This window comes from Clostridium polynesiense, assembly GCF_000820705.1.
Taxonomy (GTDB): Bacteria; Bacillota; Clostridia; order Clostridiales; family Clostridiaceae; genus Clostridium_AA; species Clostridium_AA polynesiense.
Map to the genome: position 1 here is coordinate 22,896 of NZ_CCXI01000012.1, position 17,300 is coordinate 40,195.

Genomic DNA, 17,300 nt, shown 5'->3' on the forward strand with positions numbered 1-17,300 from the left:
CAGTAGGTGAGATTATGGCAAGAAAAAATGAAAATAAAACTTTAGCTGAAAATAGAAAAGCAAGACATGATTACTTTGTTGAGGAAGCCATGGAGACTGGAATAGAACTTGTAGGAACAGAGGTTAAGTCTGTAAAAAACGGAAGAGCAAACTTAAAGGACAGCTACGGAGAAGTGAGAAATGGCGAAATATTCATAAGAAATATGCATGTAAGTCCTTATGAGCAGGGAAATATATTTAATGTAGACCCTTTAAGGGAAAGAAAGCTCTTACTGCATAAAAGTGAAATACGAAGGTTGATTGGATTTACCTCTCAAGAGGGCTACACCTTAATACCACTTTCCTTATACCTGAAAAATGGCAGAGTAAAGGTAAACCTTGGGGTATGCAAAGGTAAAAAGAACTATGACAAGAGAGATGCCATGCTTGAAAAGGCTCATAAGAGAGACATAGAAAGAGAATTCAAAGAGAGAATGAGATAAATCAATTTTAAATTAAAAACGTCATATGTCAGGTGCCAGGCACCTGACATATGACGTTTTGACATTTTTATCACCACTTTAGGGTAGTGGCATATTTTATAGTATATATATGGAAAGCTCGTAATATAATTATACCTGTAAGGAATAATACACAAATTATAAAGCTTGAATCCTCCTTAAAGAGCATAATTGAGAAATATCATGTTACATAACAATAATTCAAGGAGGAGTTTATGGAAGTTATTCTTACTTCTTTACACTATGTGTATTTAGTATTCATTATATTGATTATTGCCTTTATGGTAATGAAAAAGGATACCAGCCTGGTATCTCTTATAGGAGTATTCGTGCTTGGTCTTTTAGGTACAGCTTCTTTGTCTAAATCACTCATGGGAGTATTTAACGGGCTGATTTATGCCACTAAAGAATTAATGCCTACCATATTTATAATTTCAGTGATTACAGCTATGAGCAAGGTGCTTATGGCATCAGGAATAAATGAAGCTATGATATCTCCTTTTAAAAGGTTTATAAAAAATTATGATATGGCTTACTGGATAATAGGGATTGTTATGATGATAATATCCTGGTTTTTCTGGCCTTCACCTGCAGTAGCGTTAATAGGAGCAATTTTTTTACCTATTGGAAAGAAAGCAGGACTTCCCGCTATCGGTGTAGCTATTGCTATGAATCTATTTGGACATGGAATAGCCCTGTCTACAGATTATATAATACAGGCAGCCCCAAAGCTTACTGCGGATGCTGCAGGTATACCGGTAGGAGATGTAATGAAAGCCAGCATACCTTTAACCATAGTTATGGCTTTGGTAACCACAATATCAGCCTACATTATACTTAAGAAGGAAATAAAAAGCGGAATATACAAAGAAGAGCTTCAATATGCCAAGGAAGAACTTTCAGAAGAAAACGAACTTGAAGTAAGATTTTCTCTAAGGACTAAAAAGCTCCTTGCCCTTATGATGCTCATATTTTTTGGTGCAGACATAGTTATAATGTATAAAGCAAAACTTCAGGGAGGAGATGCCACCGCCTTAATTGGAGGTACTGCCTTAGTGATACTTTCCATTATAGGAGCCTTAGCTTATAAAAAGGGTGTCTTTGAAAAGGTGACGGTGCATTTAGTAGAAGGTCTGCAGTTTGGATTTAAAATATTTGGAGTGGTTATTCCCATAGCAGCCTTTTTTTATTTAGGAGATTCAGCTATATTAGACATCTTTGGAAAGGTGCTTCCAGAAGCCTCAAAGGGAATTGTAAATGACTTAGGATTAACTTTAGCCTCTGTAGTTCCTGTAAACTCTGCAATTTCTTCTATTACCCTAACCACAGTGGGAGCCATTACAGGGCTGGACGGATCAGGCTTTTCCGGTATCCCTCTGGTGGGCTCTGTAGCAAGGCTTTTTTCTACAGGTCTAGGATCAGGTACTGCTACCTTAACGGCACTAGGGCAGATTTCCGGAATTTGGATAGGAGGCGGAACTTTGATACCTTGGGCTGTAATACCAGCAGCAGCCATGTGTGGAGTGGATCCCTTCGAGCTTACAAGAAAAAATCTAAAACCGGTGGTTATTGGATTAGCGGCAACTACTATAGCAGCTATGTTTTTTCTATGAATTATAAACCTGCAGTACTTAGTACTGCGGGTTTTTATAAATTATGGAAATAATAAGGTGTTATTAATAAAAAATTAAGTTTTTTATAGTATTATATAATAGAGAATAATATTAATGTTTTTTAAAAAAGATATTATCAGGTATAAATAAGCTGTGCGGGGGATATTATGGGGACAGAAGCTTTTTATGAATACTTAAAAGAGATAAAAGAGTTTTGGAAAAGCTCTGAAGAAACCGTAAATGTGCAATTAAGACTTGTTACTTTAGAGGAAAAGAAAAGAAGAGAAAAAGAAACGGATGCTTTAATCAGAAAACTTCAAAGAATATTGAAAGCTATCCCTAAAGATAAAACAAAAAAAGAGCAATGGAAAAGAAAGATTGAGAAGCAAATTGATAGTGCCATAGAAAGAGACAGCTTTTTTAATTTAAACAGGCTTACAAAGGAACAGAAAAACAGCTTTTTTAGAAGTACTGAAGAATTTTTAGAAAGGACAAGAAGTTTTGATAAGGAGCTTTCTCCGGAGGATATATGTCAGGCTTTAAGAAATGTATGGATAGTAAATATACTTCAGGGGGTAATGGGAGAGGAGATAAAGCTAAACTCAGCAATACTTGGTTACAGCCTCTTGTATCCCTATACAGATAACTTCCTGGATGATATGGATATAGACTGTGAAAGAAAAGGAGAATTTAATCAAAGGCTTATGAAAAGGCTTAAGGGAGAGCCTATTAACCCAATAGATAAACATGAAGAGAAGGTTTTTTCCTTAGTGAGTTTTATAGAGGAGTCTTATCCAAGAAAGAAATATCCTCAGGTATATAATTCCCTTCAGCTCATAAATGAAGGACAGATAAAAAGTCTCCTTCAGCAAAAAACAGGAGAAGGAGATAAGGATATTATTGAAGAAGAGCTTTTAAATATATCCTTAGAAAAGGGAGCAGCATCAGTACTGGCAGATGGTTATTTGATTAGAGGCAGCCTCACAAAGGAGGAAGAAATATTTTGTCTGGGTTATGGTTTTATGCTTCAGCTGGCGGACGACCTTCAGGACGTAGAAGTGGATATAAACATGAGGCACAGAACTCTTATGACCTTAAAAGCAGGAAATCTTCCTTTAGATACGGAGGTATCGAAGCTTATAAATTTCACTGAAAACATTGTGAATTCGGTGATAGGTCTAAAGGGTGAAGATAATCATATCTTAAAGGATATAATTAAAACTAACTGCTTGATGCTTATACTTTTTTCAGCAGTTAGATCAAAGGAATATTTCACTGAAGGATTTATAGAGAATATAAGCTGGTATCTTCCTTTTAGCATTAATTATATTGAATCTCTAGAGGAAAGGACTAAAAACTGGCAGGATAATTTTAAGGGCTTTGCAGATATGGAATTATAGTATATGATTAATCCGAAGATTAATTTTCATCTGTAAAATTAATAAAAATTTCCAATTAATTATGAAAATATGACCTACGGTGACCTGCCATAAGTGAGGATTAGAGTGGTAAACCTAATAAAGAAAGGGCTGGAGAAGAAGATAATTATTGGCTTTAATGAGGCAACAATCCTATTGAATAATAATAGTAGATAGTGTAATATATTAAATGTACCATAAAAGCAGTGGGAGCTTGAGAAATAAAAGCTTAAACTGATATTTACAAAAATACAACTGAATATGCAGTGATCAGACATTGCAATGAACTTCTGCCATATACCCTTATAATATGGGGGCGTACTGGTTTCGACGGGGGTAAGGATGTCTGAGGAAGCGAGTGGAGGGAACTCTGGGCCCGCCTTAAAAAACTAGGGACTTAAAGATAAACGCAGAAGACAATTTTGCATTAGCAGCTTAATATAGCTGTTCGTTCTACCCGGGAGGCCTACGGCCTGGGATAGGGCGTCGATTAGTAGGGAACCGCACTTTGGAAAGCTTTGACCAAAGGACGGAATAAATGAAGCTACTGAAGCAGGAAGCCTGTCCATGGGCGTCCTGCTGAGGGAATGTTAAAACATGGTCTGCACTCGGAGATGCCTCATGCATGTTACCTTCGGACACGGGTTCAATTCCCGTCGCCTCCACCATATTCGCTCACAATCGAACCCTAAAGGCTCAGTTGTGGGCGTTTTTCATGCTGTTTTTGACCAGTTTGTCTCTAAGCTGAATTAGATATGTAGTTAGCTTGGAGAGTGTGTTTAAAATACTTTTGCTGCTAGTTATTGCCCTAACCTCAATTAAACTATCAATTTTTGTTTGTATAGTCTGTAATTTTTTCTTTATGAGTTCTACTTTTTCTGTTACCTATAAAGTTGCTTTGACAAGTTTTTTTAAAAAAACTAGAAAATTTATGAAGTAATTATCTCATGGATTTGTCATATAAGTAAGGCACTATGTTATTGAAGGGTTACAGTTTATCAAGGATTGTGCTATAATATTATAAAATTCTAATGTAAAATTCTGTTAGAATTAGAAATAAGATACTTTCTAGTTATTTGAATAATACACCGTGAAAATGATATTGGGGGCAAACTTATTACAGCGCAAGAAGAATCAGGCAAAAAACATAGAATATATATGCATGAGTATGACGGATATTAAAACGCTTAATATTAAATTTGATTTTGTATATAGCTCACGTAAAGATAACTAACATAGAGAGATAGTTAAAAATAAGAGGAGGAGTTACTATGCAAAAACAAGACTGGCTGTTTAACAAAGATAACTTTACTTGTAGTTTTAGAACAGTTGGGATTTTAATGCGTGATGGCAAAATACTTGTTCAAAGAGATAAAGATGGTACGGAGTACGCCTTGCCTGGTGGTCATGTAATTATTGGAGAAAGCTCGGATAAGTCTTTAATTAGAGAGTACAAAGAGGAGACCGGAGCAGATGTTAAAATACACCGACTTGCTTGGGTTGAAGAATATTTTTGGGACTATAACAGAACGAAACGCCATTCTCTTGCTTTTTATTATCTTATTTCCCTTGAAAATAATGCGGATATTCCTGATACAGGTGAATTTTTCTCGCAAAAAGATAATTGTAATATAGTATTTACTTGGCTATCGCTTAAAGAATTGAAAAATATTACTATTTATCCGTTATTTTTAAAAGATAAAATAGGATGCATAAGCGATGGGATAGAGTATTTTAAAGTAAAATATTAATGAGGTGCAGAGATTTGCAATAAATAAATTACTAAATTTGTTTTCATTTGCACCAGACCTTTCATGTCTTAATTTTATTGCATATTTATAAAGGTTGCATTAGTGCAAAATTTCAATTCTCACCTTTGATTTTTATTGAATTTCTTAAACTCTGATTAAGAGGCTTAAAAACCCAATCAAATAACCATTTCCATTAATGTATGGAACAATAGGACAATTATTAATCTATAACAGGAAAGTGAGGCGCAATATGGAACGTGAATATTCACTTTTGGCAGGTGCATTAAAAGTTTTTGATGACTTTAGCGGAAGTAGTAGAATTGATTTCATATATGAATATAACTCTGAAAAGTTTGACGTACTAAAGTCTAAATATAAAATAAGTGACATTGCTGGTAATGGTTCGGAAATAGATAAAGTTTTAAACTTACTTAAATGGTGTAGCGGAAATGTTCTTCATAATGGAGGGATAACAGATGTTGAATTTATACCGAAAAATTCAATTGATATTCTTGACTATTCTTTTCAAAAAGGTAGAGAGTTTGGGGTTTATTGCCGACTACAAGCGATAGTGTTTACTGAGTGTTGCCTGGCATTAGGTATAAAATCAAGAATCTTACATTGTCTGCCCTACTCCCCATATGATTTTGATACGCACGTAGTTTCAATTGTTTATATAAAGCATTTTCATAAATGGATATTAATAGATCCGGGAAATAACCGTTATTTTCTTGATGAAAAAGACAACATTCTTTCTCCAATAGAAGCAAGATCTCGATTGGGTAACTATAGCTTTATAAAGTGCAATGTGCCTGATGACAACTATATGACGTATATGGCAAAAAATTTGTTTTACTTTAAATCTTTGCAAATTAATACATTTGCTTCCGACATGTTATCAAATCAAGAAGATATTTATTGTGTTCCAAATGGATTCAATGTATTAGAAAGAGAAGTAGCATACTGTGAATATGCTATAAAAAATAGTCCTGCATATTTTGCAGGCGAATGGGAAAAAGCATTAAATGGTTTTAAAGACAGAGATAGTTTTATTAACCTGAATGCGAAAGATTTCTTCTTAATATGAGCATTGTATGTAATATATAAAGAATAATTACATAGCTTCGCCTCCACCAATGAAACCCTCAACAATTGAAAAAAATGTTATGGAGGAGTATTATCTTATAATTAAGCGTTATAATATTATAATTAATTATAATAGCCTTAAGCCTTGATTTTACTAGGTTAAGGCTATTTTTTTTCTTTAAAATAGTATATCATAAGCAATAAGATAAATACTTTCAATAGGTAATGATAGCAGAATATGAAAGTAGTTAGTTAATAATGTTTTTTAATATAAATATAAGACAAATAATAATTTTCTAAGGTGGTGCATTTTATGGCAAAAGCAAAAGTGATAGTATTTGACTTGTTTGACACATTAATTAGAGAGGTGGATTTTCATTTTTCATCAGGCTTATCTTATCTGCATGAAAACATCTTATCAGAGGATACTGATAAAGTAGATTTTTTAAATTATGTCGATAAACACTGGAAAGTACTTTTTGAAAAAAGGAATGAAGATAACTCAGAACTACCCTTTGAAGATGAACTTTTAGACTTCAAAAATAAATATGGCTTTAAATCGGAGCTTTCCATGGAAGAAATTCAATATAATTGTGTAAACATAATGAATACTATTGAATTATTTGAGGACACTATTCCTGACTTAGAGGAGCTTAAAGCTTTAGGCATCCCGGTTTATTTATTAAGTAATTCAGCATTTAAGAGAAAGGTTATGAACAGATATATAGATCAATATGATTTAGAAAAATATTTTGTTAATACACACTATAGTTCTGATTATAGGATAAAGAAGCCTCATAAAGATCTATTTCAAATTGTATATGATGATATAAAAAAATATGATAATAGCATCAAGATGAATGAAATTTATTTCGTTGGAGATAATTTTAAAGCTGATGTTCTTGGTTCTGGTGATTTTGGATTTACGCCGGTGTTTTTAAATCGTGAACAAGCTCCTGGAACTAATAAGGAAAAGGTTATTGAAATTAGTAATTTAAAAGAAATTTTAGAAGTAATCAGGTAGAATCCAATATTTATGGATGGGAGGAATTCTTATCTGGTTTTCACGGATAAGGATGTCTAAGTAAGGGAGTGGAGGGAATTCTGGGACATTCTCTGTACTGTGGGAGAGTTCATGTATACTACCTTAGGAACGGATTTAATATGGGTATGAAACACCTAATGTGTAGTTTATTCCCCCAATTAAGGGGAGATAGAATATTTTTTAATATTTAAACCTAAACACAGTTGCATATTTTGAATTATTTGTTAAAATATAACTATTATTTAAAGATGTGGGGATTTTAATGAATAAATTTAAGAATCGAAAAAAGTTTTTTGTTTTACTTTTTCTATTTAATATGTTATGTAGCAGTACAACAGTTTTTGCCTATCCTAACTTGCCAACCATGGATAATTCTTGGGGTTTTACATTTAAACCATTACAAGTTACCACTAGATATTAGAAATATGGACCTATGGATTGGTCCAATGCAGTAAGTCATGCTAAAGGAGAATTAACATCAAGTCCTGCAAATGTATCGATTAATGTTTCAGATAGCAATTATTATAACGATTGTAAAATAAGACTAAGTTCTAATTATTGGTCTGATGTATCATGGGTTGGAAATACAAGAAAAGAATCAAGTAATGTATATGAAATTTATTTGAATTCATCAAAGGTTTCTACAGAGGACTTAAAAAAGTCTACAGCAACTCATGAAATATGTCATGCTTTTGGATTGAATGATTGTGAAGACTCTGCCTATATAATGTATGGATATGATACTTACACACCATTGTCAATTACAAATTATGAAAACAATTTATTTATCGGTAGATACGGAGCATATAATTAAAATTTGCATTTAAAGGAGTGATAAATATGAATAAAAAAATATTTTTGTCAATAGCAGTTATAGGATTACTTATATCATGCTTAATTGGATTTTCAATATATAATAATCCTAATAATGACACAAAGAAAACTGCTACAAAGGCGTCTATTTTAAAAATAAAAAACTTGCAAGAATTAAAGAATTCAAGTGATTTAATTGCTGAAATAACAGTAACAGATAAGCAAGAAAAAAGAGATTATAAAGAAATTCAAGTTGATGTAATAACAGTAAAAATTAATGAAATAATTAAAGGAAAGACCGATTTAAAAGAATTAAAAATACTTCAAGATTCTAGTGCAGACACTATTATACAAAATGGACAAAACCTATTAATATTCTTAAAAAAAGGTATTGATAATCCAGATTGTTATGTTCCTGTAGGTGGAGGGCAAGGAATATATATCATAGAAAACACTAATAGTAACTTAAAATCTAGCAACAGTATTACTACATTAAAACCACAGTCATTGGAAAATAAAGAAATTTTAAAAGATTTAACTGGCAATTACAATGATATAAAACAAACCCTAAAATAGAAAAATTACTGCATCTTTAAAATTGAGTCTGTGAAGAAAAGTCTGTAAATTATAAATGAGCACACAGCTTTCTATGATAAAATCAAATCATAGGAGGCTGTTTTTTATGGCAAGAAGAAAAAGAGAACCAATTAGTGAAGGAAAACAAAATATCATTGCAAAACTACTTCAAGAGTATGACATCCAATCGGCTGAAGATATTCAGGATGCCCTAAAGGATATGCTAGGTGGTACCATTCAAAAAATGCTTGAAGCAGAGATGGACGAGCATCTTGGGTATGAACCTTATGAAAGAACAGATAGCATAAATGCTCGTAATGGAAGGAAAGCTAAAACCATCAGAAGCAAGTATGGTGAGACGGTTATTGATGTTCCTCAGGATCGTAAAAGCTCCTTTGAGCCAAAAGTCGTAAGAAAGCATCAAAAGGATATTTCAAACATCGAAAACAAGGTAATTTCCATGTATGCCAAGGGCATGACCACCCGACAGATTTCTGAGCAGACAGAAGATATATATGGCTTTGACGTGAGCGAAGGGATGGTCTCGGACATAACAGACAAGCTGCTTCCACAGATAGAGGAGTGGCAGAACCGACCACTTTCGTCTGTCTATCCAATAGTCTTTATAGATGCAGTGCACTTCTCTGTGAAGGATAACAATGTGATCCGTAAACTTGCTGCATATATTATCCTAGGCATAAATGAAGATGGCATGAAACAAGTCCTGTCAATCAACATTGGGGAGAATGAAAGCAGCAAGTACTGGCTGAGTGTTCTTAATGAACTGAAGAATCGTGGTGTTGAGGACATACTCATACTGTGTGCCGATGGCCTTTCCGGAATAAAAGAGTCCATATCTGTAGATTTTCCAAAAACGGAGTACCAGAGATGCATAGTACACCAGGTAAGAAACACCCTTAAACACGTATCTGATAAGGACAAGAAGCTCTTTGCAGCAGATTTGAAATCAATATATCATGATCCTGATGAAAAGACCGGACACGATATGATGGAGGCTGTTAGAGACAAGTGGGAAGACAGGTACCCCAATGCCATGAAAAGCTGGGATAGAAACTGGGATGTAATAACTCCTATTTTCAAGTTCTCTGCTGATGTCCGTAAGGTAATATATACAACCAACGCCATTGAAAGCTTAAACAGTACATATCGACGTCTCAATCGCCAGAGAAGTGTATTCCCAAGCGATACAGCAATTCTTAAGGCTCTGTATCTTTCAACTTTTGAGGCTACAAAAAAATGGAACCTCCCAATAAGAAACTGGGGGAAAGTGTATGGAGAGATGTCAATCATGTACGAAGGAAGGCTTGGATAGAACAAGTTTATAATGGAAAATAACACCCTCGATTTAATTCAATTAGACTCCACCACTAAAAACCTCGATAACATCTAAGTTATCGAGGTTTTTATATTTGGAAACATTTAATTTATCTCTTAAAATGATCAATAAACTCCAAATGTGTATTAGAAGATATAAGCAATTTAACCTTCTCAGGATTATCTAAGCATTTTACTATACCGTCATAAAGCTCCATAAATTTTTTCCGATCCTTTTGATTAACCGCTATCATAAGGACAATATGGATAGTGTGTTTATCCCATTTTATTCCCTTTTTGCTTATTAGAACAGAAAACATCGTTTTTTTAGCATTTAATTCTATAGCATGAGGAATTGCAAAGGTATTTAAAAAACAAGTAGATGACAAGTCTTCACGCTTAAGGACAGACTCTATAAATCCTTCCTCTGCCAATCCAAAATCTATCATTTTTTGACCTAAAAATTTAATCACTTCAGTTTTTGTTTTAAAGTTATCCTGCTTAAAAAAAGATTTTCATTAAATAGTGATGAAAGTAAAGCATTATATCGCTTTACTTGCTGATTTTTTAAGCAGGTATGAATAGCTTTATCTATCATAATATGATCATTATGACTATAAAAAGGTGAAATACACAGCGTTTTTAAGCCAACAATATTTAAGGGGGCAGTGGTGATAAGCAAATCTGCATTTACTGCTGAAATTTTTTGTTTGTCTTCAATATCTATAACTGAAATATCAATTAGTTCGGAAAAGTTTTCCTCAAGCTTTCTTTTGATGTTAGCTGCAATATGGCGATATTCATGACATAAAAGTATAACATGTATTTTATTATTTTTTGGCATGGCGTTTTCTATTAAATAGCCAATATGTACACTTATATAACCAATTTCAGAGTCGGGAATATTAATTTGGTATATTTCACCCAGCTTTTTTGCAATTTGTACAGAAACATCATGTATAAAGGGACAACTCTTTTTTATGGTGTACAAAATATCATTATGTGAAGGGTTCTTGCTTTTTACACGCTTTATCATTGATTTTACATGAAGTGCAAAGCTATATAAGTAATCAGAATAATCTATATGAAGCATATAATATTCAAATACATCCATAAGTATCATATTAATCTGATGGAGAAATTCAGATGTTAGTATTTCAGATGGAAGAGATACTTCTGAACCTTCTTGTATAGGCTTTATTTGGCCCATTAAAATTATTGCCATATATGCGATATCTATTTTAGTTGGCATAATACAGAGATGAGCTGAATATTGCTGGCATATTTCTTTTGCAATTTTGAACTCAACGGAGGATTCGTATACATCTTCGTAAGATGCCTCTGTTACATAATAGTTTGCTTTCATACGGTACAGGGCAATAGTGAGGTTAACTATTAAATTTTCAGAATATGTATCTGCTATATAATAATTATATTTATTGATTGAATTTATAATAATAGATTTAATTTTATCTATATTTATATTAGGAAAATAATCATTAAGTGTCTCAAGCTTATTAAACGTAGGACTGCTTTCTTCTAAAATAAGATAGCTTATAAATCGGCGTTTATTAAGTTCATTTCCTTGTATTTTAATATGCATTTTTTTTCGTAATATGTTAAGCTGATATTTTTTAAGTACTGCATCAAAAGAATGCAGTGCTTTTTCTAAATAACTGGTACTTATATAAAGTGAATCAGCAAGTTCATCAATGTGCAGAGGAGTATCAGAAAAAAGAAGCTTATGTAAAATTAAATGCTCTAAACTCTGCATAGGTGATAATTCATTGCTGCACAGTTTAAAGTTAGTTGTGTCAATGTAATAACCTTTATTAGAAGAGTGTATTAATAATAATTGCTTGTTTATTTCTGAAATTTCAGATTGTATAGTACGAACAGAAACATTAAGTAAAAGGCTTAATGTTTTTCCTGTAATATAGGAATCAGCATTTGCAATAGCAGTGATGATTTTTATTTGCCGTTCACTAAAACCATTCATATCTCGAACCTCCAATAATGATGAGAGCAATTTAGCTTCACTTTTTATAACAATATTATGGTGTAGAAGTAGACTTTGAAATTAGAACGTTTTCTATAAAGTTTAAAAGATTCCATAATGTATATATCATATCTTAAATTTAGTTTATTTTATTTGATTTTGTTCAATATATATAGTGCAGTCAATAAATGATATTACAGTATTATTTTAAGTAATCAGATTTTTATGTCAATAGGGTAAGTCATAAGAAGATGCCTTTAAATTTTTATATTATTGCGGCGTACCACGCAAAAGTAAGTTTGTTTAAAAATATTATTGAATATATACTTACCTTATCAAAAGGAGTGAACTACTGATGAACAAAGAAGAAATCCAAAATATATCATTTCAATTAATTAGTTATGCCGGAGATGCCTTTTCCTGCTTTATGAAAGCGGTTGCTAAAGCTAAGGAAGGAAAATATGAAGAGGCAGATGAACTGTTAAGATCCGGTGATGAGCAATTAGTGAAAGCACATAAAGCTCAAACGGATCTTTTAGTAGCAGAAGCACAGGGAAGTAATTTAGAATTTAGTGTTCTTTTAATACATGCACAGGATCATCTAATGACAACTATTATGTACGAGAGAATTGCAAAGGAATTTATATCTTTATACAAAGAAAGGAGGTAACAAAGTGGCAAAGTTTTTGTGGGGTAGTGCAACAGCTGCTTACCAATGTGAAGGTGGGTGGAAAGAAGGCGGCAAAGGGATGTCAAATTGGGAGACCTTCTGTCACAGCGAAAAAAATGTAGTTAATCCCGTAACCGGTGACGTGGCAAGTGATCATTATCATAGATATGAAGAAGATATCCGCATGCTGTCAGAAGGGGGACAAAATGCATATAGATTTTCAATAGCATGGACACGTATTATTCCAAAGGGTGTAGGGGAAAGAAGCCGGGAAGGTATTGAATTTTACCATAGAATATTGGATACATGTAAAAAGTACAAGGTAGAACCCCTAGTAACTTTATATCATTATGATTTACCTCAGGGTCTGTTTGAAAAAGGCGGCTGGGAAAATCGTGATACAGTACAAGCTTACATAGAATATGCAAAAGTATGTTTTGAGGAATTTGGAGATAAAGTAAAGCTTTGGGCTACTGTTAATGAGCCAAATTATGAAACCATCTGCTGCTATGGCAGAGGGAATTATCCGCCTAATGTACAGGACTTAAGCAGAAGATGGAAAGCAATGTACCATTTGCTCCTTGCCAGTGCAGGTGCTGTTAGTGCTTATAAAGATATGAAGGGAAAAGGTCAAATTGGAATTGTAAGTGATAGTTATTCTATAGAAGCTTTAAAGGATACACCGGAATATAAAGAAGCAATTTATATGGCGGATTTATTTTATAACCGCTGTGTTAATGAAGTTAGTGTAAACGGTGTCTATTCTCAAGGGTTTATTGATAAATTAAAAAGCGATGGATTTGACCTGTCTTACATGCTTGAAGAAGATAAGGAAACTTTCATAAAGGGTAAGGTAGACTATCTGGGAATTAATGCTTATGACAGAACCTTAGTAAAGCCTTACAGTGGCGGAGAAACTGTTATGACAGCAAATAACACCGGGGATGGCAAAACAAAGAACGAAACAATTATAAAAGGTTGGTTTGCTTTAGATGAAGATCCTTATACAGAAAAAAATGCATGGGGATGTGAGCTTTATCCAAAGGCTGTATATAATTTATTAATGCAATTAAAGGAGATTTACCCCCATACTCCAATCATTATCACTGAGAATGGTCTTGGTTATTACGACAAACTAGAGGATGGATGTGTACATGATGAATATCGTGTTGAATTCTTAAAGAGTTATCTGGAATGGATTAAAAAAGCCATAGATGATGGATGCGATGTAAGAGGTTATTTTGTATGGTCTACCATGGACCTTTACAGTTGGATTAATGGTTATAAAAAACGTTATGGGTTAGTTTATGTGGACTATGATAATGATAATAATAGAATCCCTAAAGATAGTTATTATTGGTATAAACAATATATTTTAAGTGAAGGAGAAAAGTTCAATGCAAAGATTCAGTAATTTTATTGAAAAAAAGATTGCCCCAACGGCAAATCGATTATCAAGACAAAAGTATTTACAAGCACTTCAAAACACATTTTTAGCGCTTGTTCCATTATTTACACTAGGAAGTTTTTCCCTTGTAATTACTTCTCCTCCAATGGATTATACAACCATGGAGGCAGGGGTTCTTCGTTCTATAATGCAAGGATGGCAGATGATAGCAGACGCACTAGGTCCTATTCTTAATTATGTATTCTTAGTAACTATGCCGCTTATGTCTTTATATGTAGCAATAGGAATAGGGTACTTCTTGGCTAAGCATTACAAAATGCAAACTATTATTCCTATATTTATAACAGCAGCTTCTTTTGTTATTTCTGCTAGTATGAGTGCAGAGGGTAATTTATCCTTTACATATTTTGAAGCAACAGGCTTATTTACAGCAATTTTAGTATCTATTACAACATTTGAATTTTATCGTTTATTAGTTGAGAAAAAGGTTGGACGTATTGAACTGGGAGGTAGTGGAGTTCCACCTGCTCTTTCTGATTCAATTGGTAACTTAGTACCTGTATTAATTGTACTGATCACAGTAGCAACCTTAAATAATGTTATTTTTAGATTGACAGGAAATGGACTTCCTGCACTTATGACACTTATCATGTCTCCAATAGTAGCTGTTGTGGATAATGTATGGGGTGTAATAATCCTTGCTGTAGTGGTAATGCTTTTCTGGTGGTTTGGAATTCATGATTCAGTTATTACAAGTGCATTAGACCCATTCTTCTATAGTAACCTAGGAGCAAATGCAACAGCTTTTGCCGCAGGTACAGCAGCAGCTTCACTGCCTTTTATAGTAACAACACCATTTTGGTGGAACTTTATGGCCATTGGAGGAAGTGGAGCAACACTTGGATTAGCATTTTTAGCTTTAAGAAGTAAGTCAAAACAAATTAAAGCAATTGGTAAAATTAGCTTTATACCATCTTTATTCAATATTAATGAGCCTTTGATTTTTGGATTACCACTTATGTATAATCCTATTATGATGATACCATTTATACTGGTAATGCCTTTAAATGGTTTAATTACTTACTTTGCAATGAGCACAGGATTAGTTGCACGTACCTTTGCTTATGCAAGCTGGAATATGTTTAGCCCAATAGCAGCGCTTATTGATACTTTAGACATTAAAGCTTTACTATTAGTTGTTGGTTTAATTATAATAGATATGATTATATATCTGCCTTTCTTTAAGGTTTATGAAAAACAAAAAATAAAAGAAGAATCAGAAAATTAATAGTAGGAGACGATAATATGAATATTTTATTAGTATGTAATGCTGGAATGAGCACAGGTATTATGAAAATGCGTTTAGAAGAAGAAGCCCAAAAACGCGGAATTGATGCCACTGTATCCGCTGTGCCTCTTGTAGAAATTGATGAACATGTTGGTAATGCAGATGTTATTCTCCTTGGACCTCAGATTCGATTTGCAGCAGATGATGTCAGTGAAAAAGCAGGAGATAAACTGACAATGGTTATTTCACCACAGGATTTTGGAATGATGAATGCTGTAAAAGTAATGGATGATATTTTAAATAAAATTCAGAAATAAAGTTATATGCCTCTAAGATGAGTCCAATTTATGGATCTCTCTTAGGGGTGTTATTTTCATATTTAAGTTAGATAATATGCATTATAAAACAGAGAATTATATAGAGATTCTCTGTTTTTCATTGTACTTAATTATGAAAATAAACTTCATTATGTTTGTATATAATGGACAATGAAGTTTTATAAAGAGGATTGTAAAATTTGATTGTTAAAAAATTAAACTTTGCAAAAGATAAGAGTTCTAAGTGAAGGGAGATAATAAATTGGAAATTAGACGTTATGCCGAAAAATAGCAGTAGTTACTGGAGCGGCAAATGGAATTGGAGCGGTACCTGAGGGGTTGCAGGCTGCCTGGGTTCTGGGTAAACGAGGACATGGAGTTGTGGTTTGTGAAAAAGAAAATACTGCAGGTGGTCAATACCGCTTAGCAAGCGTACCAACAATGAAACAAGACCTTTCTAAAACTATATTAACCTATTTGACATTATGCAAAAAATATAATGTTAAAATAATTTATGGCGTTGAAGTTACAAAAGAAATATTGGATAAGGAAAACTATAATGAAATCATTATTGCTACCGGTTCCTTGCCAATTGTTCCTCCAATTGAAGGTATTAACGGAAAAAACGTTGTGCTGGCTAATCAAATATTATCTTTTGATAAAATTTTTGCTGATAAAAATATTCTGGTTTTAGGTGCAGGATTAGTTGGTGCAGAAACAGCTGAATTGTTAGCGGAATATAATAATTCAGTTACAATTGTAGATATGATAGATAAAGTAGCACCAATTGCACCAGCCAGACCAAGAGGAAATCTTTTAGACCATTTAAAACAGCTTAATGTCAATATAATGTTAAATAGAAAGGTTTTGAAGATTAATGAAGATGTAATTGTATGTGAATATGAAGGAAAAGCTTTAGAATTGTCAGGATATGATGTTATTGTACTAGCCTTTGGTTCCAGATCAAATATTCAATTATATAATACATTTAACAGTGAATATAATAATGTGCATTTAATTGGTGATGCAGCTAAAGTAGGAGATGCAAAAAAGGCAATTTTTGAGGCCACTAAATTAGCATTAAAATTATAGATTGTAAACTAGTTTAATTAACAAAATATAAATGAATAAAAGAATAAAGTTATTAAATATTTTCAATAGTTAACGTAAAATATTATTATATTTCAAATTGTAATTTACCCTAGGAAGAGTAAGTACTTAACTGCTTACTCTTCTTTTGAAATAAAAAAGATTAAATAATATATTTAGATAAATTTAAAAATCAAGAAATAATGTTATTTTGGAAAATAGTAAATAAAAAAATTCGTATTGTTTTAAGAAATATAGAAAATTATGTTGACTATTGATAAAATATGACATAATATTCTTATAATAGACAATCTATTTTAATTAAAGGATAAATAATATATTTACAAAAATCTGTGATACAAGCATAAGGATGACTTAAGGGCTCGATAGAA

The 17,300-nt window shown here is 32.7% G+C and carries 16 protein-coding genes and 1 other RNA gene; 15 read left to right on the forward strand and 2 right to left on the reverse strand.

Annotated features, from left to right (window positions below):
• The first annotated feature begins 14 nt into the window (after positions 1-14).
• From smpB to TA89_RS01830, 10 genes are all read left to right on the forward strand, one after another.
• Complete coding sequence (smpB, locus tag TA89_RS01790; protein WP_040210378.1) at positions 15-482, forward strand: SsrA-binding protein SmpB; 468 nt, start codon at positions 15-17, stop codon at positions 480-482.
• A 233-nt stretch (positions 483-715) separates the two neighbouring features.
• Positions 716-2,113, forward strand: coding sequence for a membrane protein (locus TA89_RS01795; RefSeq protein WP_040210379.1), 1,398 nt, complete (start codon positions 716-718; stop codon positions 2,111-2,113).
• Between the two features lie 167 nt (positions 2,114-2,280).
• The gene (locus TA89_RS01800) at positions 2,281-3,513 is read left to right on the forward strand and encodes a hypothetical protein (protein WP_040210380.1); all 1,233 of its coding nucleotides are present in this window, start codon (positions 2,281-2,283) and stop codon (positions 3,511-3,513) included.
• A gap of 330 nt (positions 3,514-3,843) precedes the next feature.
• Positions 3,844-4,199, forward strand: a transfer-messenger RNA (tmRNA) gene (gene ssrA / locus TA89_RS17890).
• A gap of 603 nt (positions 4,200-4,802) precedes the next feature.
• The gene (locus TA89_RS01805) at positions 4,803-5,282 is read left to right on the forward strand and encodes an NUDIX hydrolase (RefSeq protein WP_040210381.1); all 480 of its coding nucleotides are present in this window, start codon (positions 4,803-4,805) and stop codon (positions 5,280-5,282) included.
• Positions 5,283-5,532: 250 nt separating this feature from the next.
• Positions 5,533-6,369, forward strand: coding sequence for a transglutaminase domain-containing protein (locus TA89_RS01810; protein ID WP_040210382.1), 837 nt, complete (start codon positions 5,533-5,535; stop codon positions 6,367-6,369).
• A 312-nt stretch (positions 6,370-6,681) separates the two neighbouring features.
• Entirely contained in the window at positions 6,682-7,392 is a 711-nt protein-coding gene (locus tag TA89_RS01815) for an HAD family hydrolase (protein ID WP_040210384.1), read from the forward strand.
• A 454-nt stretch (positions 7,393-7,846) separates the two neighbouring features.
• A complete protein-coding gene (locus TA89_RS01820) occupies positions 7,847-8,227 on the forward strand; it encodes a hypothetical protein (protein ID WP_040210386.1) in 381 nt (126 codons plus the stop codon).
• Between the two features lie 26 nt (positions 8,228-8,253).
• Positions 8,254-8,802 (forward strand): hypothetical protein, encoded by a 549-nt coding sequence (locus TA89_RS01825; RefSeq protein ID WP_040210387.1) that lies wholly within the window; start codon positions 8,254-8,256, stop codon positions 8,800-8,802.
• Positions 8,803-8,908: 106 nt separating this feature from the next.
• A complete protein-coding gene (locus TA89_RS01830; RefSeq protein WP_040210388.1) occupies positions 8,909-10,135 on the forward strand; it encodes an IS256 family transposase in 1,227 nt (408 codons plus the stop codon).
• A 112-nt stretch (positions 10,136-10,247) separates the two neighbouring features.
• Here TA89_RS01830 and TA89_RS01835 read toward each other — a convergent pair whose 3' ends face one another.
• Complete coding sequence (locus tag TA89_RS01835; protein WP_040210389.1) at positions 10,248-10,610, reverse strand: PTS sugar transporter subunit IIA; 363 nt, start codon at positions 10,608-10,610, stop codon at positions 10,248-10,250.
• A complete protein-coding gene (locus tag TA89_RS01840) occupies positions 10,607-12,136 on the reverse strand; it encodes a BglG family transcription antiterminator (protein WP_040210391.1) in 1,530 nt (509 codons plus the stop codon). Before TA89_RS01840 ends, TA89_RS01835 begins: the two co-directional genes overlap by 4 nt.
• Before the next feature lie 355 nt (positions 12,137-12,491).
• On the opposite strand from TA89_RS01840, the gene TA89_RS01845 reads away from it, so the two are divergent.
• From TA89_RS01845 to TA89_RS01865, 5 genes are all read left to right on the forward strand, one after another.
• Entirely contained in the window at positions 12,492-12,806 is a 315-nt protein-coding gene (locus tag TA89_RS01845) for a PTS sugar transporter subunit IIA (protein ID WP_040210392.1), read from the forward strand.
• Between the two features lie 4 nt (positions 12,807-12,810).
• A complete protein-coding gene (locus TA89_RS01850; RefSeq protein ID WP_040210393.1) occupies positions 12,811-14,220 on the forward strand; it encodes a glycoside hydrolase family 1 protein in 1,410 nt (469 codons plus the stop codon).
• The gene (locus tag TA89_RS01855) at positions 14,204-15,502 is read left to right on the forward strand and encodes a PTS sugar transporter subunit IIC (protein ID WP_040210394.1); all 1,299 of its coding nucleotides are present in this window, start codon (positions 14,204-14,206) and stop codon (positions 15,500-15,502) included. Before TA89_RS01850 ends, TA89_RS01855 begins: the two co-directional genes overlap by 17 nt.
• Positions 15,503-15,519: 17 nt before the next feature.
• Positions 15,520-15,819, forward strand: a complete 300-nt coding sequence (locus tag TA89_RS01860; protein ID WP_040210396.1) for a PTS sugar transporter subunit IIB — start codon at positions 15,520-15,522, stop codon at positions 15,817-15,819.
• A gap of 318 nt (positions 15,820-16,137) precedes the next feature.
• Positions 16,138-16,911, forward strand: a complete 774-nt coding sequence (locus TA89_RS01865; protein WP_278246187.1) for an NAD(P)/FAD-dependent oxidoreductase — start codon at positions 16,138-16,140, stop codon at positions 16,909-16,911.
• Positions 16,912-17,300: the final 389 nt, after the last annotated feature.

Coding starts and splice junctions, on each gene's coding strand:
- smpB (WP_040210378.1), top strand. CDS start 15: ATGGCAAGAAAAAATGAAAATAAAACTTTAGCTGAAAATAGAAAAGCA.
- TA89_RS01815 (WP_040210384.1), top strand. CDS start 6,682: ATGGCAAAAGCAAAAGTGATAGTATTTGACTTGTTTGACACATTAATT.
- TA89_RS01805 (WP_040210381.1), top strand. CDS start 4,803: ATGCAAAAACAAGACTGGCTGTTTAACAAAGATAACTTTACTTGTAGT.
- TA89_RS01810 (WP_040210382.1), top strand. CDS start 5,533: ATGGAACGTGAATATTCACTTTTGGCAGGTGCATTAAAAGTTTTTGAT.
- TA89_RS01860 (WP_040210396.1), top strand. CDS start 15,520: ATGAATATTTTATTAGTATGTAATGCTGGAATGAGCACAGGTATTATG.
- TA89_RS01820 (WP_040210386.1), top strand. CDS start 7,847: ATGGATTGGTCCAATGCAGTAAGTCATGCTAAAGGAGAATTAACATCA.
- TA89_RS01800 (WP_040210380.1), top strand. CDS start 2,281: ATGGGGACAGAAGCTTTTTATGAATACTTAAAAGAGATAAAAGAGTTT.
- TA89_RS01795 (WP_040210379.1), top strand. CDS start 716: ATGGAAGTTATTCTTACTTCTTTACACTATGTGTATTTAGTATTCATT.
- TA89_RS01855 (WP_040210394.1), top strand. CDS start 14,204: ATGCAAAGATTCAGTAATTTTATTGAAAAAAAGATTGCCCCAACGGCA.
- TA89_RS01845 (WP_040210392.1), top strand. CDS start 12,492: ATGAACAAAGAAGAAATCCAAAATATATCATTTCAATTAATTAGTTAT.
- TA89_RS01830 (WP_040210388.1), top strand. CDS start 8,909: ATGGCAAGAAGAAAAAGAGAACCAATTAGTGAAGGAAAACAAAATATC.
- TA89_RS01825 (WP_040210387.1), top strand. CDS start 8,254: ATGAATAAAAAAATATTTTTGTCAATAGCAGTTATAGGATTACTTATA.
- TA89_RS01840 (WP_040210391.1), bottom strand. CDS start 12,136: ATGAATGGTTTTAGTGAACGGCAAATAAAAATCATCACTGCTATTGCA.